The organism is Sphingomonas sp. MM-1, assembly GCF_000347675.2.
Classification (GTDB): domain Bacteria; phylum Pseudomonadota; class Alphaproteobacteria; order Sphingomonadales; family Sphingomonadaceae; genus Sphingomonas_E; species Sphingomonas_E fennica.
The window spans coordinates 3,158,532-3,183,262 of the sequence record NC_020561.1 but is presented as its reverse complement, the minus strand read 5'-3'; the positions used below and the strand labels follow the sequence as shown (position 1 = coordinate 3,183,262).

Annotated in this window: 26 protein-coding genes; 20 read left to right on the top strand and 6 right to left on the bottom strand. The window is 66.6% G+C overall.

Annotation, left to right across the window (positions count from 1 at the left end; translation table 11 throughout):
• Positions 1 to 73 precede the first annotated feature (73 nt).
• From G432_RS15255 to pcaD, 11 genes are all read left to right on the top strand, one after another.
• Complete coding sequence (locus G432_RS15255) at positions 74 to 1,240, top strand: muconate/chloromuconate family cycloisomerase (RefSeq protein ID WP_015459709.1); 1,167 nt, start codon at positions 74 to 76, stop codon at positions 1,238 to 1,240.
• 2 nt (positions 1,241 to 1,242) lie between these two features.
• Positions 1,243 to 1,533, top strand: a complete 291-nt coding sequence (gene catC, locus G432_RS15250; RefSeq protein ID WP_015459708.1) for a muconolactone Delta-isomerase — start codon at positions 1,243 to 1,245, stop codon at positions 1,531 to 1,533.
• Between the two features lie 64 nt (positions 1,534 to 1,597).
• Positions 1,598 to 2,527 carry a catechol 1,2-dioxygenase gene (catA, locus tag G432_RS15245; protein ID WP_015459707.1) on the top strand — a complete coding sequence of 310 codons (930 nt, stop codon included), beginning with the start codon at positions 1,598 to 1,600 and terminating at the stop codon, positions 2,525 to 2,527.
• Positions 2,528 to 2,543: 16 nt separating this feature from the next.
• The gene (locus G432_RS15240) at positions 2,544 to 3,914 is read left to right on the top strand and encodes a Rieske 2Fe-2S domain-containing protein (protein WP_015459706.1); all 1,371 of its coding nucleotides are present in this window, start codon (positions 2,544 to 2,546) and stop codon (positions 3,912 to 3,914) included.
• Positions 3,911 to 4,399 (top strand): benzoate 1,2-dioxygenase small subunit, encoded by a 489-nt coding sequence (benB, locus tag G432_RS15235; protein WP_015459705.1) that lies wholly within the window; start codon positions 3,911 to 3,913, stop codon positions 4,397 to 4,399. Before G432_RS15240 ends, benB begins: the two co-directional genes overlap by 4 nt.
• Before the next feature lie 23 nt (positions 4,400 to 4,422).
• Positions 4,423 to 5,457 (top strand): benzoate 1,2-dioxygenase electron transfer component BenC, encoded by a 1,035-nt coding sequence (gene benC / locus G432_RS15230; protein ID WP_015459704.1) that lies wholly within the window; start codon positions 4,423 to 4,425, stop codon positions 5,455 to 5,457.
• Entirely contained in the window at positions 5,454 to 6,239 is a 786-nt protein-coding gene (gene benD, locus G432_RS15225) for a benzoate diol dehydrogenase BenD (RefSeq protein ID WP_015459703.1), read from the top strand. Before benC ends, benD begins: the two co-directional genes overlap by 4 nt.
• 36 nt (positions 6,240 to 6,275) lie before the next feature.
• Positions 6,276 to 6,998 (top strand): CoA transferase subunit A, encoded by a 723-nt coding sequence (locus G432_RS15220; RefSeq protein ID WP_015459702.1) that lies wholly within the window; start codon positions 6,276 to 6,278, stop codon positions 6,996 to 6,998.
• Positions 6,998 to 7,651, top strand: a complete 654-nt coding sequence (locus tag G432_RS15215) for a 3-oxoacid CoA-transferase subunit B (RefSeq protein ID WP_015459701.1) — start codon at positions 6,998 to 7,000, stop codon at positions 7,649 to 7,651. Before G432_RS15220 ends, G432_RS15215 begins: the two co-directional genes overlap by 1 nt.
• Positions 7,648 to 8,850: a 3-oxoadipyl-CoA thiolase gene (gene pcaF / locus G432_RS15210; protein WP_015459700.1), complete on the top strand. Its 1,203-nt coding sequence runs from the start codon at positions 7,648 to 7,650 to the stop codon at positions 8,848 to 8,850. The genes G432_RS15215 and pcaF overlap by 4 nt, the downstream gene beginning before the upstream one ends.
• On the top strand, positions 8,850 to 9,635 hold the full coding sequence (gene pcaD, locus G432_RS15205) for a 3-oxoadipate enol-lactonase (RefSeq protein ID WP_015459699.1): 786 nt from the start codon (positions 8,850 to 8,852) through the stop codon (positions 9,633 to 9,635). Before pcaF ends, pcaD begins: the two co-directional genes overlap by 1 nt.
• A gap of 22 nt (positions 9,636 to 9,657) precedes the next feature.
• On the opposite strand, the gene G432_RS15200 is transcribed toward pcaD, so the two are convergent.
• From G432_RS15200 to G432_RS15190, 3 genes are all read right to left on the bottom strand, one after another.
• Positions 9,658 to 10,677: an alpha/beta fold hydrolase gene (locus G432_RS15200; RefSeq protein WP_015459698.1), complete on the bottom strand. Its 1,020-nt coding sequence runs from the start codon at positions 10,675 to 10,677 to the stop codon at positions 9,658 to 9,660.
• Positions 10,677 to 11,210 (bottom strand): DUF1097 domain-containing protein, encoded by a 534-nt coding sequence (locus tag G432_RS15195; RefSeq protein WP_015459697.1) that lies wholly within the window; start codon positions 11,208 to 11,210, stop codon positions 10,677 to 10,679. Before G432_RS15195 ends, G432_RS15200 begins: the two co-directional genes overlap by 1 nt.
• An 81-nt stretch (positions 11,211 to 11,291) precedes the next feature.
• A complete protein-coding gene (locus G432_RS15190) occupies positions 11,292 to 11,687 on the bottom strand; it encodes an Ohr family peroxiredoxin (protein WP_015459696.1) in 396 nt (131 codons plus the stop codon).
• Between the two features lie 147 nt (positions 11,688 to 11,834).
• Between G432_RS15190 and G432_RS15185 the strand changes: the two genes are divergently transcribed.
• Positions 11,835 to 12,296 carry a MarR family winged helix-turn-helix transcriptional regulator gene (locus G432_RS15185; RefSeq protein ID WP_015459695.1) on the top strand — a complete coding sequence of 154 codons (462 nt, stop codon included), beginning with the start codon at positions 11,835 to 11,837 and terminating at the stop codon, positions 12,294 to 12,296.
• A 9-nt stretch (positions 12,297 to 12,305) separates the two neighbouring features.
• On the opposite strand, the gene G432_RS15180 is transcribed toward G432_RS15185, so the two are convergent.
• From G432_RS15180 to G432_RS15170, 3 genes are all read right to left on the bottom strand, one after another.
• Positions 12,306 to 12,794, bottom strand: a complete 489-nt coding sequence (locus G432_RS15180; RefSeq protein WP_015459694.1) for a DUF3237 domain-containing protein — start codon at positions 12,792 to 12,794, stop codon at positions 12,306 to 12,308.
• A gap of 76 nt (positions 12,795 to 12,870) precedes the next feature.
• Entirely contained in the window at positions 12,871 to 13,854 is a 984-nt protein-coding gene (locus G432_RS15175; protein WP_015459693.1) for an MBL fold metallo-hydrolase, read from the bottom strand.
• A complete protein-coding gene (locus G432_RS15170) occupies positions 13,855 to 14,511 on the bottom strand; it encodes a hypothetical protein (RefSeq protein ID WP_015459692.1) in 657 nt (218 codons plus the stop codon).
• Positions 14,512 to 14,692: 181 nt separating this feature from the next.
• Between G432_RS15170 and G432_RS15165 the strand changes: the two genes are divergently transcribed.
• The 8 genes from G432_RS15165 to G432_RS15130 all read left to right on the top strand — a co-directional run bounded on the left by G432_RS15165 (position 14,693) and on the right by G432_RS15130 (position 24,728).
• The gene (locus G432_RS15165) at positions 14,693 to 16,657 is read left to right on the top strand and encodes an oleate hydratase (RefSeq protein ID WP_015459691.1); all 1,965 of its coding nucleotides are present in this window, start codon (positions 14,693 to 14,695) and stop codon (positions 16,655 to 16,657) included.
• A 263-nt stretch (positions 16,658 to 16,920) separates the two neighbouring features.
• Positions 16,921 to 19,560, top strand: a complete 2,640-nt coding sequence (locus G432_RS15160; RefSeq protein ID WP_015459690.1) for a TonB-dependent receptor plug domain-containing protein — start codon at positions 16,921 to 16,923, stop codon at positions 19,558 to 19,560.
• Entirely contained in the window at positions 19,560 to 20,678 is a 1,119-nt protein-coding gene (locus G432_RS15155) for a pyridoxal phosphate-dependent aminotransferase (RefSeq protein ID WP_202192015.1), read from the top strand. The genes G432_RS15160 and G432_RS15155 overlap by 1 nt, the downstream gene beginning before the upstream one ends.
• A 434-nt stretch (positions 20,679 to 21,112) precedes the next feature.
• Positions 21,113 to 22,324: an NAD(P)/FAD-dependent oxidoreductase gene (locus G432_RS15150; RefSeq protein ID WP_015459688.1), complete on the top strand. Its 1,212-nt coding sequence runs from the start codon at positions 21,113 to 21,115 to the stop codon at positions 22,322 to 22,324.
• A 78-nt stretch (positions 22,325 to 22,402) separates the two neighbouring features.
• Positions 22,403 to 22,807, top strand: a complete 405-nt coding sequence (locus G432_RS22185; RefSeq protein WP_015459687.1) for a hypothetical protein — start codon at positions 22,403 to 22,405, stop codon at positions 22,805 to 22,807.
• A gap of 98 nt (positions 22,808 to 22,905) precedes the next feature.
• Positions 22,906 to 23,445 (top strand): RrF2 family transcriptional regulator, encoded by a 540-nt coding sequence (locus G432_RS15140; RefSeq protein ID WP_015459686.1) that lies wholly within the window; start codon positions 22,906 to 22,908, stop codon positions 23,443 to 23,445.
• 2 nt (positions 23,446 to 23,447) lie between these two features.
• Complete coding sequence (locus tag G432_RS15135) at positions 23,448 to 24,098, top strand: response regulator transcription factor (protein ID WP_015459685.1); 651 nt, start codon at positions 23,448 to 23,450, stop codon at positions 24,096 to 24,098.
• A 255-nt stretch (positions 24,099 to 24,353) separates the two neighbouring features.
• On the top strand, positions 24,354 to 24,728 hold the full coding sequence (locus G432_RS15130; protein ID WP_015459684.1) for a response regulator transcription factor: 375 nt from the start codon (positions 24,354 to 24,356) through the stop codon (positions 24,726 to 24,728).
• The last annotated feature ends 3 nt before the right edge of the window (positions 24,729 to 24,731 follow it).

The window sequence follows — 24,731 nt, the reverse complement described above, 5'->3', positions numbered from 1 at the left end:
TAATCTTTCCCAGCGCCAGCCACAAGGCATATCCCCGACGAAAGCGGATCGAGCCGCGCTGATCGGATGAGAGATGCCTGCAATCGAGTCCATAGATACCTTTCTGGTAGACTTGCCGACCATCCGGCCGCACATCCTTTCGATGGCGACGATGATGCGCCAGACCGCCGTCTTCGTCCGCATCCACTGCGCGGACGGCGTGATCGGCACCGGCGAGGCGACCACCATCGGCGGCCTCAGCTACGGCCCGGAAAGCCCCGAAGGCATCAAGCTCGCCATCGATACCTATTTCGCGCCGCTGCTGCTGAAGGCCGATGCCGCGCGCCCCGCGCTGATCATGGACATGCTGGGCAAGGCGATCGTCGGCAATCATTTCGCCAAATGCGCGGTGGAAACGGCGCTGCTCGATGCGATGGGCCAGCGGCTGGGCGTGCCGGTATCGGAACTGCTGGGCGGCCGCCGGCGCGACAGCCTGCCCGTCGCCTGGACGCTCGCCAGCGGCAATACCCGACAGGATATCGCCGAGGCCGAGCAGATGCTCGAGCTTCGCCGCCACAACATCTTCAAGCTCAAGATCGGCAAGCGCAGCGTCGAGGACGACGTCGCCCACGTCGCCGCGATCAAGAAGGCGCTGGGCGATCGCGCCAGCGTGCGGGTGGACGTGAACCAGGCATGGGATGAGGCCAGCGCATCGCGCGGCATCGCCCTGCTGCAGGATGTCGGCTGCGATCTCGTCGAACAGCCCGTCGCCGCCCATGCCCGCAACGCCATGGCCCGCCTCGCCCAGGCCCATATCATCCCGATCATGGCCGATGAGGCGCTGACCGGCCCCAGCAGCGCCTTCGATTATGCGGCATCCGCCGCCGCCGACGTGTTCGCGGTGAAGATCCAGCAATCCGGCGGGCTCCATGCCGCGTGCAAGGTCGGCGCCATCGCCGATGCGGCGGGGATCGCGCTCTATGGCGGCACGATGCTGGAAGTCGGCATCGCCACCGCCGCCTCCGCCCATGTGTTCGCGACCTTCCCCAGGCTCGCCTTCCAGACCGAGCTGTTCGGCCCCCTTCTCGTCACCGAGGAAATCCTGGCCGAGCCGCTTCGCTATGCCGATTTCGCGCTCCAGGTACCGGACGGCCCCGGCCTCGGCGTCTCGCTCGACATGGATCGCGTCGCCTTCTTCCGGCGCGACGCGGACCGCAAATCCTTCCACGGCGGCACCGCCCCCCAGGCTGCAAGAGGCTGATCATGCTTTTCCACGTCCGCATGGATGTAAACATTCCCCACGATCTCGATCCGATCCGCGCCGATGAGCTGAAGCGCGTGGAACGGGAACGGGCGCAGGCCCTGCAGAAGCAGGGCAAGTGGCGCCACCTGTGGCGCATCGCCGGCCAATATTCCAACGTCAGCATCTTCGACGTGGCCGACGCCCAGGAACTGCATGATCTGGTGAGCACGCTGCCGCTGTTCCCGTTCATGGACATCGCCGTCACGCCGCTGTGCCGGCATCCTTCCTCCATCCATCAGGACGATCGCTGAGCCCTGATCCACACGCAGAAGAGGCGCGCCAAGAACCAAGCCCAAAGCGCCAGGAGAGCAAGACATGACCGAACATTTCGTTGATACCCCTGCCGTCCAGGACCTGCTCGAAAAGCTGAGCGGCGGGGATCAGGCCACGGGCGATCCGCGCATCAAGGCCATCGTCCGCCGCATCGTCGGCGATCTTTTCGCCACCATCGACGAATTTTCCGTCAGCGATGACGAATTCTGGGCGGCGCTGAACTTCGCGATCGCCGGCGCGCCGGAATTCGGGCTGTGGGCGGCGGGCCTCGGGCTGGAACGCTATCTCGATATCCGCGCCGACGCCGCCGATGCCGCCGCCGGCATCACCGGCGGCACGCCCCGGACGATCGAAGGCCCGCTCTATGTGGCGGGCGCCCCGGAATCGACCGGCTTCGCCCGCATGGACGACGGCAGCGAGGACGACAAGGCTGAGGTGCTGATCCTCCACGGCCAGGTCCGCGACGTGAACGGCCGGCCGCTCGTCGGCGCGAAGGTGGAAATCTGGCACGCCAACACGCTCGGCAACTACAGCTATTTCGACAAGAGCCAGAGCGACTACAACCTCCGCCGCACCGTCATCACCGATGCCGAGGGCCGCTATGCGGTGCGCTCGATCGTGCCGGTCGGCTATGCCTGCCCCGCCGGCGGATCGACCGAGGCGATCCTGAGCGCCATCGGCCGCCACGGCAACCGGCCGGCTCATATCCACTTCTTCGTCTCGGCCGATCACCATCGCCACCTGACGACGCAGCTCAACATCGACGGCGATCCCTATCTGCACGACGATTTCGCCTATGCGACCCGCGACGAGCTGATCCCGCCGGTCCACCGCACGACCAGCAGCAACCTCGGCGCGAAATACGGCGTCGAAGGCCCCTTTGCCGAGATCGAGTTCGATTTCGAACTGCACGCCGCCACGGCCGCCGGGGAAGAGGACGCCTCTACCCGCGCCCGCGCGCTGGCGGCCTGAACCGGGAGCAGGGACGATGGCTGCCGATATCATTGGCCGCATCAACAGCGCGGTCGTCGACGACAAGGAAAACGGCGTCTTCCGCTGCCGCCGCGACATCTTCACCGACGAAGCCCTGTTCGATCTGGAGATGAAGCACATCTTCGAGGGGAATTGGGTATATCTGGCGCATGAAAGCCAGATCCCCGAGCCCAACGATTATTTCACGACCTGGCTCGGCCGTAAGCCCGTCGTCATCACGCGGGACAAGGGCGGCGATCTCAACGCCTTCATCAACGCCTGCGCGCATCGCGGCGCGATGCTGTGCCGGCGCAAGCATGGCAACAAGGGCAGCTTCACCTGCCCCTTCCATGGCTGGACGTTCAGCAACGCCGGCAAGCTGCTGAAGGTGAAGGACGGCAAGACCGGCGAATATCCGCCGTCGTTCAACCGCGATGGCTCGCACGATCTCACGCCCGTCGCCCGCTTCGCCAATTATCGCGGCTTCCTGTTCGGCAGCCTCAACGCCGATGTCGCCCCGCTGGAGGAATTTCTGGGCGGCGCGCGCGCGGTGGTCGACCAGATCGTCGATCAGGCGCCCGATGGGCTGGAGGTGCTGCGCGGCAACTCCTCCTACATCTACGACGCCAACTGGAAGCTCCAGATCGAAAACGGGGCGGACGGCTATCACGTCTCCTCGGTTCACTGGAACTATTCGGCCACCATGGGCCGCCGCAATTACGAGGCCGAAGGCACCCGCACCGTCGACGCCAACGGCTGGTCGAAGAGCGTGGGCGGCGTCTACGCCTTCGAGAACGGCCACATCCTGCTCTGGACGGAGCTTCTCAATCCCGAGGTCCGCCCCGTCCATGCGCATCGCGCGGAGCTGGAGGCACGGCTGGGCAAGGATCGCGCCGATCACATCATCGGCCAGACCCGCAATCTCTGCGTCTATCCGAACGTCTATCTGATGGATCAATTCTCCACCCAGATCCGCGTCGTCCGCCCGCTCGGCGTCGACCAGACGGAAGTGACCATCTACTGCTTCGCGCCCAAGGGCGAGAGCGCCGCCGATCGCACGCTGCGCATCCGGCAATATGAGGATTTCTTCAACGTCAGCGGCATGGGCACGCCGGACGATCTCGAGGAATTCCGCGCCTGCCAGACCGGCTATGCCGGCGCGGCGACCCAGTGGAACGATCTGAGCCGCGGCGCGATGCGCTGGATCGACGGCCCGGACGACAATGCCCGCGCCGTGGGCCTCGCCCCGCTGCTCAGCGGCGAACGCAGCGAGGATGAGGGCCTGTTCGTCCGCCAGCATGAATATTGGGCGGAAGCGCTGACGACCGCGATCGCGCGCGAGGAAGGGCCGGAACCCGCCCGCGCGCCGGAAGGAGCCGCCGCATGAGCGCCACCCTCGAAACGATCACGGCCTTCCTCCATCGCGAGGCGCGCCTGCTCGACGATCGCGAATGGGACGAATGGCTGACCTGCTATTCGCCCACGGCCAGCTTCTGGATGCCCGCCTGGGACGATGACGACCAGCTGGTCGACGATCCCCAGAGCCAGGTGTCGCTGATCTATTACTGCAACCGCGACGGGCTGGAGGATCGCGTCTTCCGCCTCAAGACGGAACGGTCCGGCGCCAGCACGCCGGAACCGCGCACCTGCCACTTCATCGCCAATGTCGAGATCGTGGACGAACGCGACGGCGAGGCGGACGTGCGCTTCAACTGGCACACGCTCAGCCACCGCTACAAGGAAACCAGCAGCTTCTTCGGCACTTCCTTCTACACCGTCGACACCCGCGGCGATCGGCCGCTGATCACCGCCAAGAAGGTCGTGCTCAAGAACGACTACATTCACCAGGTCATCGACATCTACCACATCTGAAGATGGCCTGACGGAGAGAGATCATGACATTCCGCATCGCCCTCAACTTCGAAGACGGCGCCACGCGCTTCATCGACTGCAATGCCGGCGAAAAGGTGCTGGATGCCGCCTATCGCAACAAGATCAACCTGCCGATGGACTGTTCGGACGGCGTGTGCGGCACCTGCAAGTGCCGCGCCGAACAGGGCGATTATGATCTGGGCGACGATTATATCGACGATGCGCTCACCGCCGAGGAGGCGGAGGAAGGCCTGGTCCTCACCTGCCAGATGGTGCCTTCGTCGGATTGCGTGATCGCCGTGCCGGTGCCGTCGTCCGCCTGCAAGGTCAAGCCGGCGGATATCGCGGTGGAACTGGTCGCGATCGAACGGCTTTCGCCCCACCGGGTGCGCGTGTCGATCAAGGCGACGGATGCCGGCCTGCCCGCCTTCCTGCCCGGCCAATATGTGAACTTCGCCGTTCCCGGCAGCGGCGGGGCGCAGCGCTCTTATTCGTTCAGCTCCGCCCCCGGCGCGGAGGTCGCGACCTTCCTCATCCGCAACATCGAAGGCGGCAGGATGGGGGATTATCTGGGCAAGCGCGCCGCGACCGGCGATCGGCTGATCCTCAACGGCCCGCTTGGCAGTTTCTATCTGCGCGAACCCAGGCGGCCGATGCTGATGCTGGCCGGCGGCACCGGCATCGCGCCGATCCTGTCGATGCTGGAGGAGCTTGCCGCGAAGGGCGCCAACGGCCACGCCGTGCGGCTGCTCTACGGCGCGCACGACGCCGCCGATCTTGTCGAGGTGGAACGGATCGAGGCGCTGGCCGCCCGCATCCCCGGCTTCACCTTCGCCACCACCTGCTCGGGCGCCGGCAGCGATCATCCGCTCACCGGCCACGTCACCGATCATTTCGGCGCGGCGGACCTGAACGGCGGCGATGCCGACATCTATCTCTGCGGTCCGCCGGAAATGGTGGAGGCCGTGCGCGCCCATGTCGCGTCGTGCGGCGTCACCGTCGCCAACCTCTATTATGAGAAGTTCGTCCCCGCGCGGGCCGAGGCGCTGGCGGCATGACCTTCCGGGGGCGCTTCGCGGGCAAGGTGATGGTCGTCACCGGCGCGGCCCAGGGCATCGGCGCGGAAGTCGCGATCCGCGCGGCCGCCGAAGGCGCGCGGCTCGTGCTGGTCGATCGCGCCGAACTGGTCGACGAGGTGACGCGCACGATCCTCGCTGCCGGCGGCGAAGCGCTTGCGGTCCGTGCGGACCTCGAGACGTTCGACGGCGCCGCCACCGCCATGGCGGCCGCCGTCGAACGCTTCGGCCGGATCGACATCCTCGTCAACAATGTCGGCGGGGCCATCCGCATGCGCCCCTTCGCCGCCTTCGAGCCCGAACAGATCGAGGCGGAGATCCGGCGTTCGCTGATGCCGACGCTCTGGTGCTGCCGTGCCGCGCTGCCGGCGATGCTGGAAGCCGGGCGCGGCACGATCGTCAACGTTTCCTCCAATGCCACGCGCGGCATCCATCGCGTGCCCTATTCGGCGGCCAAGGGCGGCATCAACGCCGTCACCCAGAGCCTGGCGATGGAATATGCCGATCGCGGCATCCGCGTCGTCGCCACCGCCCCCGGCGGCACGCAGGCCCCGCCCCGCCGCATCCCCCGCAACGCCGAAGGCGATACGCCCGAAGAGCAGGCCTGGATGGCCGATGTCGTCCGGCAGGTGACGGAATCCGCCTTCCTCAAGCGCTATGCCACGCTGGCCGAACAGGTGGCGCCCATCCTTTTCCTCGCGTCCGACGAAGCATCGTACATTACCGGCAGCACCCTGCCCGTGGCCGGCGGCGACCTCGGCTAGGCGGACGAGCCCGATCGATCCGAAGGAGAGAAATCCATGCCCGACAAAATCTATCCGTCGCCCCAGGCGGCCCTGGAAGGCGTGCTGTTCGACGGGATGACGATCATGTCCGGCGGCTTCGGGCTTTCCGGCAATCCCGAAAGCCTGATCCCGGAAATCCGCGCCAGCGGCGTGAAGGATCTGACGGTCGTCTCCAACAATGCCGGCGCCGACGGCTTCGGCCTGTGGATGCTGCTGGAAAGCCGCCAGATCGGCAAGATGATCTCGTCCTATGTCGGCGAGAACAAGCTGTTCGAAAGCCAGTATCTGTCGGGCGAGCTGGAGCTGGAACTGAACCCGCAGGGCACGCTGGCCGAACGCATCCGCGCGGGCGGCGCGGGCATCCCGGCCTTCTACACCAAGACCGGCGTCGGCACCGTGGTGGCGGAAGGCAAGCCCACGGAAATGTTCGAGGGCGAGGAATATGTCCGCGAAACCTGGCTGCGCGCGGATCTTTCCATCATCAAGGCCTGGCGCGCGGACCCCGCCGGCAACCTGATGTTCCGCAAGACGGCGCGCAACTTCAACCCAAACATGGCCACCGCCGGCAGGATCACGGTAGTGGAGGTGGAGGAGATCGTGCCCGCCGGCACCTTCGACCCGGACTGCATCCACACGCCCGGCATCTATGTCGACCGCATCGTCCTTTCGACGATCAACGAAAAGCGGGTCGAGAAGCTGACGACACGGCCGCGCGCCCGCCTTGAGGAGAACGCCTGATGGCCGGCTGGACCCGCGACGATATGGCCGCGCGCGCCGCGAAGGAGCTGCGCAACGGCTATTATGTGAACCTCGGCATCGGCATCCCGACGCTGGTGGCCAATCATGTGCCGGCCGGCGTGGAGGTGACGCTCCAGTCCGAAAACGGCATGCTCGGCATCGGCCCCTTTCCCTATGAGGGCGAGGCGGACCCGGACCTGATCAACGCCGGAAAGCAGACGATCACAGCACTCCCCACCTCCAGCTTCTTCTCCTCGGCGGACAGCTTCGCGATGATCCGGGGCGGCCATATCGACATGGCGATCCTCGGCGCGATGGAAGTCGCCACCAATGGCGATCTCGCCAACTGGACGATCCCGGGGAAGATGGTGAAGGGCATGGGCGGCGCCATGGATCTGGTGGCCGGCGTGAAGCGCGTCGTCGTCGTCATGGATCATGTGTCCAGGAACGGCAGCCCCAAGATCCTGGACCGCTGCTCGCTGCCGCTGACGGGCAAGGCGGTGGTGGACCTGATCGTCACCGATCTCGCCGTCATCGCCGTCGATCGGAAGGCCGGCGGCCTCACCCTCCTGGAAACCGCGCCCGGCGTCGGCGTCGAGGAAATCGTGGCGAAGACCGGCGCGCCGATCCGCGTGGAGGCGCTGGCGGCATGACCGAAGCCTTCATCTGCGATGCCGTCCGCACGCCGATCGGCCGCTATGGCGGCGCGCTGGCCGCCGTCCGGGCCGACGATCTCGCCGCCATCCCGATCCGCGCGCTCATCGAACGCACCGGCATCGATCCGGCGGCGATCGACGACGTGATCCTCGGCGCCGCCAATCAGGCGGGCGAGGATAATCGCAACGTCGCCCGCATGGCCGCCCTGCTCGCCGGCCTGCCGGAAAGCGTCGGCGGATCGACCGTCAACCGGCTCTGCGCCTCCGGCCTCGATGCGATCGGCACGGCCGCCCGCGCAATCCGTTCGGGCGATGCCGATCTGATGATCGCGGGCGGCGCCGAAAGCATGAGCCGCGCGCCCTTCGTCATGCCCAAGGCGGAAAGCGCCTTTTCGCGCAGCAACGCGATCCATGACACCACGATCGGCTGGCGCTTCGTCAATCCGAAGATGAAGACCGCCTATGGCGTCGATTCCATGCCGGAAACGGGCGAGAATGTCGCGACCGACCATGCCGTATCGCGCGCGGATCAGGATGCCTTCGCATTACGCAGCCAGCAGCGGGCCGCCGCCGCCCAGGCACGCGGCTGGTTCGCGGAGGAAATCGTCCCCGTCATAATCGCCGATCGCAAGGGCCGCGAAACCATCGTCGATACGGACGAGCATCCCCGCCCGGAAACCACCGCCGATGGGCTGGCGAGGCTGAAACCCATCGTCCGCCCCGACGGCACGGTGACGGCCGGCAACGCCTCCGGCGTCAATGACGGGGCGGCGGCGATGATCCTCGCCAATCAGGCGGCGGCGCAGCGCCACGGCCTCAAGCCCCGTGCCCGCATCCTCGGCATGGCGAGCGCCGGCGTCGCGCCGCGCGTGATGGGCATCGGCCCGGTGCCCGCCACCCGGAAGCTGCTCGCGCGGCTGGGCCTTGCGATCGACGATCTCGACGCGATCGAACTCAACGAAGCCTTCGCCAGCCAGGGTCTTGCCGTGCTGCGCGGCCTCGGCATCGCCGATGACGATGCCCGCGTGAATCCCAATGGCGGGGCGATCGCGCTCGGCCATCCGCTCGGCATGTCGGGCGCGCGCATCCTGCAGGCGCTGGTTCACCAGCTCGAAGCCACCGGCGGCCGCTTCGGCCTTGCCACCCTGTGCATCGGCGTCGGCCAGGGCCTGGCCCTCGCCGTGGAAAGGATCTGATGGAAAAATCCGTCTTCATCGCCGGCGACGGCTGCCGCATCGCCTATCGCCTCGATGGTCCGGCGGAGGCGCCGGTGCTGTTGCTCTCCAACTCGCTCGGCACCGATATGGGCATGTGGGCGCCACAGATGGATGCGTGGACGCGGGATTTCCGCGTGCTGCGCTATGACAGTCGCGGCCACGGCGCCTCGGCCAGCCCCGCCGGCGCTTATTCCATCGATCGGCTCGGCCGGGATGCGGTGGAGCTGCTCGATGCGCTCGGGCTTGCCGCCGTTCATTTCTGCGGATTGTCCAAAGGTGGCATGGTCGGCCAATGGCTCGCCCACCGCGCGCCCGAACGGCTGCGCGGCCTCGTCCTCGCCAACACCTCGGCTTATATGGGGCCGCCTTCGGGCTGGCAGGCGCGGATCGAAGGCGTGCTGGCCGATGGCATGGCGCCGCTTGCCGATGCCTCGCTGGGCCGCTGGTTCACGCCGGGCTTTCCAGCCACCAATCCCGGTGCCGTGGCCCCGATCCGCGCCATGCTGCTGGCCAATGATCCGGCGGGCTATGCCGGCTGCTGCGCCGCCATCCGCGACATGGACCAGCGGCCGACGGCCGGCCTCAACCATAGCCGCACCCTGATCATCGCGGGAAGCGAGGACCCGTCCACCACGATCGCGGACGCCGAATTCCTGCAGAACCAGGCCCGCGACGCCCGCCTCCACATCCTGCCCGCCGCCCACCTTTCCAACGTGGAATGTCCGGCCGATTTCGCGGCGGCCGTCGCCGGCTTCCTGACCTAGCCGGCGTCGGCCTCGTCCAGCCTCAGCCGGATGAGGCCACGGCGATAACCGCATCGGCAAAGGCACGCGGCGCTTCCTGCGGCAGATTGTGGCCGATGCCGCCCGTGATCTGCCGATGCGCATAGCGCCCCGAAAATTTGCGGGCATAGGCCGATGGTTCGGGATGGGGCGCGCCGTTGGCATCCCCTTCCATCGTGATCGTCGGCACGGTGATGACGGGCGCTTCCGCCAGCCGCGCCTCCAGCGCATCATATTGCGGCTGCCCGGCGGCCAGGCCCAGGCGCCAGCGATAATTGTGGATCACGATCGCGACATGATCGGGATTGTCGAACGCCTGTGCCGATCGATCGAAGGTGGCATCGTCGAACTTCCATTCCGGTGAGGCCGTCTGCCAGATCAGCCGTGCGAAATCGCCGCGGTTGCGTTCATATCCGATGCGGCCGCGTTCGGTGGCGAAGTAGAATTGATACCACCAGGCCAGTTCCGCCCTGGGCGGGAGCGGCGCCTGATTGGCCTGCTGGCTGCCGATCAGGTAGCCGCTGACCGACACCATCGCCTCGCAGCGTTCCGGCCAGAGCGCGGCAACGATATTCGCCGTCCGCGCGCCCCAGTCGCAACCGCCCAGGATCGCCTTGGGAATGCGAAGCGCATCCATCAGCGCGATCACATCCTTCGCCAGCACCGATTGCTGCGCGTTGCGCGGGGCTGCGTCCGAAAGGAAACGCGTGCCCCCGAAACCGCGCAGATAGGGGACGATCACCCGATAACCGGCCGCGGCGAGCAGGGGTGCGGCATCGGCATAGCTGTGAATGTCATAGGGCCAGCCGTGGAGCAGGATGACCGGGCGGCCGGAGGCCGGGCCGGTTTCGACATAAGCGATGGAAAGTTCGCCAGCGGCAACCTGCCGGAGCGGGCCGAAGCTAGCGGCCGGCCCGGCCGCCGCGGCCGCCGGCCGGGTCAGGCCGAAAGCCATGGCCGCCGGAGCGATCGCCGCGAGCCCGAGGAAGTGGCGGCGGCGCGGATCAACGGGTGCAGCGGTCATCAGCGATCTCCCTCGGATTCAACCAGCGATTGCAGGTGTCCCGCAATGGCAGCCGATGCCCCGCCGATCACCGCCGCGCCTGCCAGCAGGGTGAAGCTCGCAACCTCGGGCGGCAAGCCCGAATAGAAGAAGCTGGTGAGACCGAGGAAATAGGCCAGCGGATTGTTGACCGGGGCGAAGGTCCGCAAGCTCATCACCAGCAGGACGACGCCCACCACGGCAACCGGCGTGGCGGCCGTTCCCAACGCCGGCGCCAGCCAGGCGATGACTATCGCGGTGCCGATGCCGAAGGCCAGGCCGATCAGGAAGGAAAGCAGGTTGCCGGCACTTTCCCGCAAGCTCTGCCCGCCTACGCTGTAGGCGATCCAGCCAAGGAACATGGCCGGCGCCGGCAGGTGCATCGCAAGCGTGCCGAAGGTGGCCAGGCCCGCGACGATGGCGGTCGTGGCCGTCACGGCATGGAAGCGCGGCTGGGCGGCAAAGACAAGCGCGGGCGGGGCCGGCGTCGCTATGGCGTCGGAATATATGCTCATGGCAAGCTCCATCGATTTTGGGAACCGGGGCACGGATCGGGGCTTCAGAGCGATGAAGAACCCCGATCCGTGCCGGAGGATTCAGAGGATATTGGTCGCAACGTCGATGTTGCCGTGGACCGCCTTCGAATAAGGGCAGATCCCGTGCGCGGCATCGGCAAGCTCGCGCGCCACGGCGCGGTCGATGCCCGGCAAGCTCACGTCGAGCCGGGCGCGCAGGAAGAAGCCGCCGCCGTTGCGGGCCAGCTCGATCTGGGCATCCACCGCCAGGTCGGCCGGCAGCGCGATCTTCCGTTCGGCGGCGGCAAGCCCGATCGCCCCGATATAGCAGGCCGACCAGGCGGCCCCGAAGAGCTGCTCGGCCGCCGGATGCGGTTCGGGCAGCCGGATGTCCAGAAAGCCGTCGCTGCTGCGGGCGATACCGTCATGGCCGCCGCTAGTGTGGGTGCGGCCGGTGAAAAGCACCTTCTCAATCATGATCCACGTCCTTCGATTTGAATGATCGGGTCCGATTAAATCGGATACGATTGAAATGGACCTGCCCGTCAAACATGTCAACCCTTCCGATTTCATCGGATGCGATATATATGAGCCTGACAGGCAACAAACCCGCTGGATCCCATCATGAACAAGAAATCGGCCGCCCCCGCCAATCAGCCAAAACTGGCTGATTTCCTTTGCTTTTCCATATATTCGGCCAACCTCGCTTATGGCCGTGCATACAAACCGATACTGGAGGAGCTGGGCGTCACCTACACCCAGTGGATCATCATCGTCGCCCTGTGGGAGGAGGACGAACAGACCGTCAAAAGCCTTGGAGAGAAGCTGTTCCTCGAATCGAACACCCTCACGCCGATCCTCAAGAAGCTGGAGGAACTGGGCTATGTGCGCCGGCAGCGCGATCCCGCCGACGAGCGGCAGGTCGTCATCAGCCTTACCGATGCCGGCCGCGCCCTGCGGGAAAAAGGCGCCCAGCGCACGCTGGTCGCGGCATCAGGCCTGGAAGCGGAGGAATTCAGCCAGGTGCAGAAGGCCGTCGCGCGGCTCCGGGACAATCTGCTCGAACATGCGCGCAAGAACGGCTGAAGCGCGATCTCAGAGAATTTCGAAGATGTTGTAGATCGGGCCATGGGCCAGCCGATGGCCCACCCCGATCGCGACGATGCGGTTGAGCCATTCATAGCGCGACGCGGATGTCGCGAAGACGGGCGCGATCCGGAAATAATAGGTCGTCGGGTCGATATCCTCGCCCCGGCCAAGCCGCGCCATCACCTCGGCCGGGCCATGGCGGATGCCGGTATAGCTCATCGCGATCGAGGCGCCGTCATCGGTGCGCAGCACGACGCGGGCATCCAGCAGGACGGCGCCGTCGCTGCGCAGCGTCTGCCAATCCGTCCCGCCGGGAAGCACCGTGCCGGACAGTCGCTCGCCCCGGAAGCCGCCCCCGGAAATGTCGCCGATGCGGCGCTCCGCGCCGGCCGGGCCGCCGGGCGCATGGACCGTCGGAACCGTGACCGTCATCGCGAAGAGCGGCCGCAGACCGACGTCCCGCAGCGCGGCCGGAAGCTCATCGGGAATTGCCATCGCTACCTCCCCTGTCGGCCGATGCTCGCACATCGGCGGGGCCGGCGCGCAGCATGCCGCACGCTTCCGCCGCCATCTACCCGAAATCGGCCACGTCCGCCGGGTGCATCGCCACGAAGCGGGCCGGGTCGATCGCGCGTGCGGCGAGGCCGGCGGCCAGGCGGAGCGCCGGATCGTCGCGAGGCTCGTCGGTCAGCTTGAATGTGCCCCAGTGCATGCCGAGGGCGGCACGGGCATCGAGATCGAGCATGATCTGGATCGCTTCCTCGGGGTCACAATGCTGCGCGGCCATGAACCAGCGCGGATCATAGGCGCCGATGGGAAGCAGGGCGAGATCGACCGGGCCGAAGCGCTGGCGCAGCGCCCGGAAGATGTTGCCGGTGCCGTAGCCGGTGTCGCCCGCGAAATAGATCAGCCGGCCCGCCGCGCGCAGCATGAAGCCGCCCCAGAGCGCCATGCGGCGATCGCCGAGGCCGCGGGACGACCAGTGCAGCGCCGGCACGACATGCGCCTCGGCATCGCCGATCGCGACATGATCGCCCCAGTCGCCGGCCCAGATGCGGGCATCGGGGATATGGCGGAGGACGATGCTGTCATTGCCCAGCGGCGTGGCGATCAGCGGGGCGTGCCGGGCGTGGAGAGCCCGCAGGGTCGCGATGTCGAGATGGTCATAATGGTTGTGCGACAACAGGATGGCATCGATCGGCGGCAGGGAATCCAGGGCCACGCCGGGCGCCGTCGCGCGGCGGGGGCCGGCGAAGGACAAGGGGCTGGCGCGATCCGACCAGACCGGATCGGTGAGGATGTTGAGCCCGCCGGCCTGGATCAGCAGCGTCGCATGGCCCACCATGGTGACGCGCAGCCCTGCCACCCGCGCATCGGGAATGACGGGCGCCACCGGGACCGACTTCGGCCATGACGTGCGCGGCGCGGTGCGGCGCCAGCGGAGGAGATCGCCGAGCGAGCGGTCCGTCTCCGGCTCGCCCGCGGGGTTCAGGAAACGGGTGCCGTCATAATGATCGGTAACGGGGCCGTCATGATAGCGATTGCGCCCGGACATTCAGGAACGGCCTTGGGCGGCGATGCGGGCGACACCCGCGGAGGTGACGATATGGGTGCCGTCCCCGCCCGAAATCGCCGCCTCGAGGAGCAGCGCGGCGACGGTGGCGGCGGGGCTGATCCGCGCGGCGGGCGGGAGGATCGGCCCCGCGACCCGCAGGACCATATCCATGAACCGTTCCATCGGGCGATGCTCGCCCCGGTCGCCGCCGAGCAGGCCCGGACGGAGGATGGTGAGCGACGGGAAGGCCAGCCGGCGGACGGCATCCTCCACCTCCCCCTTCGTGCGGGTATAGAGGAAGCGCGACCGGGCATCCGCGCCCATCGAGGATGTCAGGGCGAAGCGCCGGGCGCCGGCCTTGCGGACCCGCGCGGCCACCGCCAGGACATAATCATGATCGACGGCGCGGAAGGCGGCCGCCGATCCGGCCTTGGCCCGCGTGGTGCCCAGCGCGCAGACGGCGCCGTCCACCGCCCACCATGGCGCATCGGCGGGAAGGCTGGCGCCATCCCCGATCGGGTTCAGCAGCCTGGGGTGCGGGGGCAGCGGCCGGCGGGTCGGGGCCACCACCTGCGTGACGCGATCGTCCGCCAGCGCAAGGGCGAGGACGCCGCCGCCGACGAGGCCGGTGGCGCCCGCAAGGAATATTCTGGTCATCCCACTGGATCTAGGATGAAGCCGCCGGGAATTTAAGGGGTCCGCGACACCCGGCCGCCGCGGGCAAGCACCCAAGCCGCGCCGCCCGAAACATTTTGCCCCGAAACGTTTTGCCTCCTCGGATGTTGGAGGGAAGCGCGCCAGTTCGCCGCCGATCGTTCCCCTTCATGGAGACGCCCCGATGACCGAGGAAGCCGCCAAAGCCAGCCCATTCCAGGTCGAGGCGGACGCCACGGCCGGCTATTGGCGCAAGCGGGCCGATACCACCCTGCCGCCCCCCGACATGATGGGCGCCTATATGCGCAACCGCCCGGTGCCGCGCGAGCCGGTGGAAGGGCGCAAGGCGTGGATCATCGGCAGCGGCATCGCCGGGCTCGCCGCCGCCTTCTACCTGATCCGCGACGGCGGCATGGCCGGCGAGGACATCACCATCCTGGATACGATGCGGATCGAGGGCGGATCGCTGGACGGCGCCGGCAACCCGGAGGAGGGATATATCGTCCGCGGCGGCCGCGAGATGAACTGGAACTACGACAATCTGTGGGACATGTTCCAGGACGTCCAGGCGCTGGAGTTGCCCGAAGGCTACAGCGTGCTGGACGAATATCGCCTCGTCAACGACGCCGACCCCAATTATTCCAAGTCCCGCCTCATGCACAAATGCGGGCAGATCCGCGATTTCTCCACGCTGGGCCTTTCCCGATCCCAGCAATGGGAGCTGATCCGCCTGATGCTGAAGCGCAAGGAGGATCTCGACGACGTCACCATCGAGCAATATTTCAGCCCCGGCTTTTTCGAGACCAATTTCTGGTTCCTCTGGCGATCGATGTTCGCGTTCGAGAACTGGCAGAGCCTGCTCGAGATGAAGCTCTACATGCACCGCTTCCTCGATGCGATCGACGGGCTGACCGACATGTCGGCGCTGGTCTTCCCCAAATATAACCAGTTCGACACCTTCGTCCGCCCGCTCGTCACCCATTTGCAGGAACGCGGCGTGAAGGTGCGGTTCGATACGCGCGGCTATGATCTCGACATGGCGGTGGCGGGCGATGCGCGCACCGTCACCGCGATCAAGATCAAGGAAGGCGGCAAGGATGCGGCCATTCCCGTCGGCCCGAAGGACCTGGTGTTCGCGATCACCGGATCGATGACCGAGGGCACGGCTTATGGCGACATGGACACCGCCCCCGTGCTCGAACGCGGCCGGCACGATCCCGGCGACGAGAGCGACTGGGCGCTGTGGAAGAACCTCGCAAAGAAATCGCCCGTCTTCGGGAAGCCGGAGAAATTCTACGGCGATATCGATCGGTCGATGTGGGAATCGGTCACGCTCACCTGCTGGCCCTCCCCCTTTGTCGACAAGCTGAAGGAACTGTCCGTCAACGATCCCTATTCGGGCAAGACGGTGACGGGCGGCGTCATCACCTTCACCGATTCCAACTGGGTGCTGAGCTTCACCTGCAACCGCCAGCCCCATTTTCCCACCCAGCCCAGGGATGTGCTGGTGGTCTGGGTCTATGCGCTGCTGATGGACAAGGAGGGCAACCACGTCAAAAAGCCGATGCCCGCCTGCACCGGCCGCGAGATCCTGGCCGAATTGTGCCATCATCTCGGCATCGGGGAGCATCTGGACGCGGTGGTGGCGAACACCAAGGCGCGGCTCGCGCTGATGCCCTACATCACCGCCCAGTTCATGCCCCGCGCCGCGGGCGACCGGCCGCACGTGGTGCCGGCGGGCTGCACCAATCTTGGCCTGATGGGCCAGTTCGTCGAGACGTCGAACGACATCATCTTCACCATGGACAGCTCGATCCGCACCGCGCGCATCGCCGTCTACACCCTGCTCGGCCTGCCCAAGCAGGTGCCGGATATCAGCCCGACCCAATATGACATCCGTTCCCTGCTGAAGGCCGCGCGGGCGCTCAACAACAACGAGCCCTTCCCCGGCGAACGCCTGCTCCACCGGCTGCTGGGCAAGACCTATTACGCCCACATCCTGCCGCCGCTGCCCGAACCCGAGGCCAGCCAGCGCAAGGCGGCGGAGGAGGAGCTGAACGGCCTGCTCGGCAAGGGCAACCAGGCGCTCGGCACCCTGATCGGCTGGCTGGAGAGGGTGCGCGAAAACCTTGCGGCGCGGGGGCGGTAGCTCGGGCCTCGAACAGCCCAGCCGCGCGCCGATGCCGGCGCCGATATAAGGGACGGGACGATCCACCTCGTTCGCCTGTGCCCTCCCTTGAAAGAAGGATGACGGCCCGGGCCGGGCGGATCGCTTGATCCCGATTCCGCCGGGTGCGCCGCATCGAGGCTCGCCCCCCTTTCACCCAAAAATTCAGGGCATTGATAGATTTTCTATCTTTCACTACCGAAACGGTAGACTATGCCGGCGGCAGGCAACAATGGGGGTCGTTCATGCGCCTGAAACCTGCACTTTTCCTCACCGTATCGCTGCTGTCCCTCGAGGCGCACGCACAGGGCATCGATGGCGCGGCGGCCGAAAGCGCGGCTGTCCGCGACGACATCGTCGTCACCGGCACCCGCTTCGGCGATCGCACCGTCACCACCTCGCCGGTGCCGATCGATTCCCTGCGCGGCGAGGATCTGCGCGCTTCGGGCTATCAGGAAACCAACGAGGTGCTGCGCCAGCTCGCGCCATCCTTCGCCTTCGCCACGCCGACCACGCCGGACGGCAACACCCAGATCCATTCGGCCTCGCTGCGCGGCCTTTCGCCGGATGAGACGCTGGTGCTGGTGAACGGCAAGCGCCTGCACAGCGCCGCCTGGGTGAATACCGGCGGCACGATCGGCAAGGGATCGACGCCCACCGATCTCAACCAGATCCCCGCCGCCGCGATCGGCCGGATCGAAATCCTGCGCGACGGCGCGTCCGCGCAATATGGATCGGATGCGATCGCCGGCGTCGTCAACATCCTGCTGCGCGAGGATACCGCCATCCACGGCACGGCCAGCGCCGGCACCACCTATGACGGCGGCGGCGACACCTACGAATTCTCGCTGGGCGGCGGCGTGAAGCTGGGCGATGACGGCTTCATCAACCTGACGGGCTATTATCGCGACCATAAGGGCGCCAACCGCGCGCTGCCCGATACCCGCCAATTCTATTTCGGCATCTCGCCCACGGGCACGCCGCAGCCGCTTTCGGCGCGCTATGGCGCGGGGATCGGCCTCAACCCGCCGGGCGGCGTAGCCGGCACGACGCTCGATCCGCGCGAGGCGACGGTCGATCGCAATGTCTGGCGCTTCGCCGACGAAGGCGATCTCAAGGATGCCAGCCTGGTCGTGAACCTGAGGAAGCCGCTGGGCGATTCCATCGAGCTTTACGGCTTCGGCGGCTATCGCGAGAGCAAGGCCCATTCCAACGCCTCCTTCCGCCGCCCCGGCCAGGACGAGAATGTCCGCGCCCTCTATCCGGACGGCTTCCTGCCCTTCATCGATACCAAGAGCATCGATTATTCGGCCGCCCTCGGCCTGCGTGGCGATCTTTCGGGCTGGGACTGGGATCTGTCCTCCGTCTATGGCGGCAACAGCATCGAATATCGGCCCAACAACACGCTGAACGCGACGCTGGGCACGGACAGTCCCACCAGCTTCTACGCCGGCAAGTTCAGCAACTGGCAATCGACCACGGACCTCACTTTCTCCCGCGATTTCGAGGTCGGCCTCGCCGCCCCCCTGGGCTTGGCCTTCGGCGCGGAGCTGCGATATGACGGCTACAAGATCTCGCCGGGCGAGCCGGCGAGCTACGCCTTCGGCCCGGCCCGCGTCCTCGACGGCCCCAATGCCGGGGCGGTGCCGACCATCGGGTCGCAGGGCTTCGCCGGCATCCAGCCGGGCGATGCGGTGGATACGGATCGCCATGCGGTGGGCGCCTTCGTCGAATTGAACAGCGAGCCGGTGAAGGGCTGGCAGGTGAACCTGGCCGGCCGGTATGAGGATTACAGCGATTTCGGCGATACCTGGAACGGCCAGGCCGCGACCCGCATCGAGCTGCCGGCCGGCTTCGCGCTGCGCGGATCGGTGAGCACGGGCTTCCACGCCCCCTCGCTCGCCCAGCAATATTTCAGCTCCACCAGCTCGCGCACCATCGTCAACAACAGCACGGGCTTTCCGGAATTCGTGCTGGTCCGCACCGCGCCGGTCGGCTCGGCGCTGGCCCAGGCGCTCGGCGCGCAGGACCTGAAGCCCGAAAAGTCCACCAGCTTCGGCGGCGGCCTTACCTTCGCGGGCGGCGGGCTCACCGCCTCGGTCGATTATTATCATATCGATATCGACGACCAGATCGCCCTTTCCTCCAATTATGTGGATGCGGCCGGCAGCAGCCGCCTGCGCGACTATCTCGCCTCGATCGGCATTCCCGGCGTGACGAGCGTACGCTACTTCACCAACGCCATCGATACGCGCACGCAGGGCGTGGACATCACCGCCGCTTATACCGCCAACCTCGATCAATGGGGCTCGCTGCGGCTGACCGGCGCCTATAATTACAACCATGTCCGCTTGCGCCGCGTGGGCGAAACGCCCGGTCAGATCACCGCGCTCGGCATCACCACGCCCCTGTTCGACATCAACGAGCGGGTTCGCATCGAACATGGTCAGCCGCGCGACAAGATCGCGCTCGGCGCGAACTGGTCGATCGGTCCGATCAGCTTCGATGCCCGCACCACCCGCTACGGCCGGGTGGAACAGGTGGCGCTGACCAACCAGTCCCCCGCCAATGTCGCGCTGATCGCGCAGGGCTCCACGCCCTTCCGCACCGTGCCCACCCAGTCGGGCGCGGCCGGCAATGTCGACGTGATCCAGCAGCTCAAGGCCAAATGGGTGACGGATTTCAGCTTCACCGGCCGGGTGACGGAAAATATCAGCGCCACGCTGGGCGCGAACAATATCTTCAACGTCTATCCGACCCGGAACATCGCCTCGACCCCGCAGCTTACCGGGGCCGACACCTTCGGCGTCTTCCCCTATAGCGAATTCTCGCCCTTCGGGTTCAGCGGCGCCTTCTATTATGTCCGGCTGGGGTTCAAATTCTGATGGCTGATATATCCGCACCGAAGATGAGCCGCCGGGGCTGGCTCGCGGCCGGGGGCACCGCTTTGCTGGCCGGCGCGATCGGGCCGGGCGCGGCGGCCGCCGCCCGCCCGGCCGGCGAGCCCATCCGCCTCAACCTCAACGAGAACGCCTACGGCCCCTCGCCGCGCGTGGGCCAGGCGATCGCCGCCCATGCGCAGGGCATCCACCGTTATGTGGACCAAGGCGAGGTGGATGCGCTCACCGCGCAGATCGCGGCGCTGGAGCAGGTCCGCCCCGATCAGGTGGTGATCGGCGAGGTGCTGGAGCCGCTCGGCCTCTACCTCGCCCGCCAGCGCGCCAGCGGCGCGGGGGGCAGCGGCGGCATCGTCTATTCCACGCCCGGTTATACGGCGTTGGTGGACGCTGCCGCCCCGCTCGGCGGCGTGGCCGTGGGCGTGCCGCTCAACGCGCGGCTGGAAAACGATCTGCCGGCGCTGGCGCGCGCGGTGGACGATCGCACGCTGGCGGTGAACCTCGTCAATCCGCACAACCCGTCGGGCACCGTCAACGATCGCGATCAGCTGGATCGCTTCATCCGCGAAACCGCGCGGCGGACGCTGGTCGTCATCGACGAAGCCTATCTCGAATATGATGATTTCGCGGCGCAGAGCGCGATCCGCCATGTGCGCGAAGGCGCCAACGTGCTGGTGTTCCGGACGCTCGCCAAGATCTACGGGCTGGCGGGCCTCTCTATCGGCTATGCCGTGGCCCCGACGCCGCTGGCGGAAGGATTGCGCAAGGCCGGCATCGGCGCGCCGCATTCGCTCAACCGCCTCGCCCTCGCGGCGGCCGGCGCCGCGCTCGAGGATCAGCGCCACATCCAGGACGTCCGCGCCCGCACGCTCGCCGAGCGCGCCCGCCTCACCCGCGCGCTCGACGAGTTGGGCCTGGAACATAGCGACAGCCGCGCCAATTTCGTCTTCTTCAAATCCCCCCGCGCGGCGGCCTTGCGACAGCATCTCACCACCACCGGCATCGCCATCGCCCGCCCCTTCCCTCCGCTGGACGACTGGATCCGCATCACCATCGGCCTGCCCCACGAAAACGACGCCGTCATCGCCGCTCTCCGGGGAGGGTGAGGAGCGGCGTCCTCCTATCGACGCGCCCGAACTCCATGCCGTTTCCGAACCATTTCCGGCGCCCCCGCACAATGAGCCGGCGCCCTGCAGATGCGGTCGCGGCCTATACCCCCGACAGGCCATCCTGAACCTTCGCATAGGGCGCCTCATTCTCGACAGGCGCCAGCCGCGTTCATTATGAATGGGGCATCGAGAGGATTTTCCGATCGATCGAGGTGAAGAGAGAGTGAGGCGGCCAAGCCGGCGCTGGTTCGACACCCTGAGCGGATGAACGCCTGAAAGATCTGCGGGCGACATCCGGCAACAGACATCATCGCTGCTTTCCGACTGGCTCGCCGGGCCGCTCCGCATGTTCGCCGGTGGACCCGGATATTCGCGCCAATGGAAATGCTCGACCGGTCTCATTGCTCAACAGCCAGGCCAGGAGGGTTATCATGTCCAGGAATATCGTGATTATCGGTTCGGGCTTCGCGGGAATGATGGCGGCGCTGGGCGCTTCCCGCCTGCGCCACGAAAAAGGCGTCTCGCCGGACGAACTGGCGATCACCGTCGTGTCGCCGGCGCCGGAAATGGTCATCCGTCCGCGTCTCTACGAGCGCAATCCCGAACAGATGGTCGCCCCTCTCGCCGAATTATTCGCGGCGACCGATATCGACCATCGTCAGGGCAGCGTCGAGACGATCGACAGCGCCGCATCGACGATCACGGTCGTTGGGGCGGACGGTGCCTCGGCCACCCTTCCCTATGATCGGCTGGTTCTCGCGGCGGGCAGCGATGGCTTTGCGCCGCCCATCCCCGGCCTCGCCGAATTCGGCTTCGCCGCCACGCAACTGGACGAGGCGGTCGCGCTCGATCGCCACCTGCACGCACTGGCGGAGAAGCCGGCATCGGCGGCGCGCAATACGGTGGTGGTCGGCGGCGCCGGCTTCACCGGGCTGGAATTCGCGACCGAGATGCCCGGGCGCCTCAGCGAGATACTGGGCGAAAACGCCGATATCCGCGTCATCATCGTCGATCGATCGGAACATGTCGCGCCGGCGATGGGCGCCGAACCCCGGCCCTTCATCGAGGAGCGGCTGCGCGCGCTGGGCGTGGAGACCCGCCTAAACGTCGGTATCGCGGCGCTCGACGAAGGCGGCGTCACGCTGGGCGACGGCGAACGGATCGAAACCTCCACCGTGATCTGGTCCGGCGGCATGCGCGCTTCCCCGCTGACCGCGCAATTGCCCGCCGAACGGGACAATCTGGGCCGCATCGTCGTGGAGCCCGACCTGCACGTGCCGGAAGCGCCGCATATCTTCGCGACCGGCGATACGGCCAGGGCACGGACCGATGCCGCGGGAAATTATGCGGCCATGTCGTGCCAGCATGCCCGCCGCCTGGGCGCTTTTGCCGGGCATAATGCCGCGGCGGATCTGCTTGGGGAGCCGACGCTCCCTTATGACCAGCCGGTCTATGTGACCTGTCTGGACCTTGGCCCCGACGCGGCGATCTTCACGCGCGGCTGGGACTCCCAGGTCCAGATCACCGGGGCGCAGGCCAAGGCCGTCAAGAAAGAGATCAACGAGATCTGGATCTACCCCCCGGCCGCCGAACGCACGGCCGCTTATGAGAATGTGCTTGCCGCCCGGACCATCGATTTCTGACGGAGGCGGCTCCGCGGTGAACCGGGCGACGGCGGAGGGAAGCCCCTCCGTCGGCCCGGCCCCGGAAAGGAGAGTCCGATGTTTCTGGAAAATCAGGATTGGTCGAACAGCGATTGTCTCGCAACCCTATCGACCTACGATTCACCGCTCGACACCAAGGGCTTCGCCGGCATGGCGAAGCCGGTGCAGGCTTCGCTGACCGCGCTGGAACAGGGCGTGGTTGCCCTATCCCTGTTCGATCACCCGTCCAGCATCCGGCCGCCCCGCGCGCTGGCGCGGCTCCTGGGCTGGCTATGCGGCTCCTCTCCCCCGAACCAACTGGCGGACGGCCGGCTGGAGGCGCTGCGGCGCTATTGCATCCTGCTCCGCGAAACGAACGGGGCGCCGGCCATCGAGGAAACCGGCAAGGCCCTGGCGGCGGGATTTTCGGAAAAGGCCCTGAGGGAGGCAGACGAGCTGGTTCAACTCGGCCGAAGGCGCTGATCGCAGGGCATGCGCGTCGCTGGCGTCATGCCCTGCCCTGACGGAGAATGCCGGGAACCGCCTTGCCCCGCATAACGCGTACCAATATAGTCCGCGTTATGGCTCACCTGACTGCCAGCGTGGAATATGGGATTCATTGCCTGCTATGGCTGGCCGGCACTGACGATCAGCCCCGCAGCGGGCGCGACCTTGCCGAATTTCAGGGCATATCCCCCAGCTTCGTGACCAAGATCTTCGGCAAGCTGGGAAAGGCCGGCATCGTTCGGGCCGTCGAGGGGGTGCGCGGCGGTTATCTGCTCGCGCGGGCGCCCGAACAGATCAGCATCCTGCAGATCGTCGATGCGGTCGAAGGGGCCAACCCATTGTTCGCCTGCCAGGACATTCGGGGGCGCTGCGCGATTTTCGGCGCCCGGCCGCCGGGATGGGCCACGAACGGCACATGCTCGATCCATGCGGTGATGCTGAAGGCGGAAAAGGCGATGCGGGATATGCTGGCCGCTTATTCACTCGCCGATATCGGGCAGGCCGTGACCCGCAAGGCGCCCGCCGGCTTTCCCGAAGAGGTGAACGGCTGGTTCGGCGACAGGCTCGACGCGCGCACCCGCAAGGCCGGAGAGGTGACGATATCAGGGGAATGAAGATGACCAGCACCGCCACGGCCGACGAGGCCCCCCTTGTTCTGATCGTCGATGATGACGAGGAGGTGCGGACGGCAATCGAGGAACTGATGCTGTCCGTGGGAATGGAAGCGCACGGCTTCGGATCGACGCGGGATCTGCTCGAATCGTCCCTGCTCCAGCAGGCGTCCTGCCTCGTCCTGGATGTGCGGATGCCGGGATCGAGCGGCCTCGACCTCCAGCAGCGGCTGAGCGCCGCCGGAATATCGAGGCCCATCGTCTTCCTCACCGGATATGGTGATATCCCGATGTCGGTGCAGGCGATGAAGGCCGGCGCGATCGATTTCCTGACCAAGCCCGTCAGGGACCAGACCCTGATCGATGCGGTCATCACGGGTGTCGAATGCTACGAAAAGCAGCGGGCGCATGCGCAGGTCATCCAGCAGCATGTCGATCGCTTCGCCACGCTGACGCCGCGCGAAAGCCAGGTGATGAGGGAAGTGGCACGCGGCCGCCTCAACAAGCAGATCGCCTTTGATCTCGGCATCACGGAAATCACGGTCAAGCTCCATCGCAGCAATGTGATGAAGAAGATGCAGGCCTCATCGGTCGGGGAGCTCATCCGCGCGTGGGAAATCCTGCCCGAGGAGCTGCGCCAGAGCCAGCGGGCCTAGGGCCAATCGACATTCAGATGATGGCGCGACGAAAATGGTGGTTTTCTGTGACCCGGAGCGCAGCCTACTCAAAGTAGGTGAGCACCGGAAGCGCAGGAAACCGCCATTTGCAGGCCGCCAGGGCTGAATGTCGATTGGCCCTAGACCTTGGTATGGTTACAAAATCCTCCCGATTGAGCGAGACCGGCCTAATCGGCCGAAGGCCGCCCCCTGTGAGGACTGAGCCGCTTGTCCAGAATTCCCATCGTTGCGATCGTGGACGATGACGAAGCTATCCGTGACGCGCTGTCGGACCTGCTGATGTTGGAAGGCTTCGCCTGTCACCCCTTCGAACGGGCATCGGCCTTTCTGGCCGAGGTCGGGCGCGCATCGTTCGATTGCCTGATTACCGACATGCGGATGCCGGGAATGAGCGGCCTCGAGCTTCTGGAGCATCTGCGCGATCTCGGCTCGGATCTGCCCGCCATTGTCCTTACCTCGGTGGTGGACGAACGCACCCGAGCGCGATCGCTGGCGCTCGGCGCGCGCGCGTGGCTCGGCAAGCCGGTCGCCGACGAGGTGCTGCTCGGCCAACTGAGGCTGGCGCTTCGGGACAGGGGCGCCGCCATTCCCCGGGGACCGGCGGTATGATAC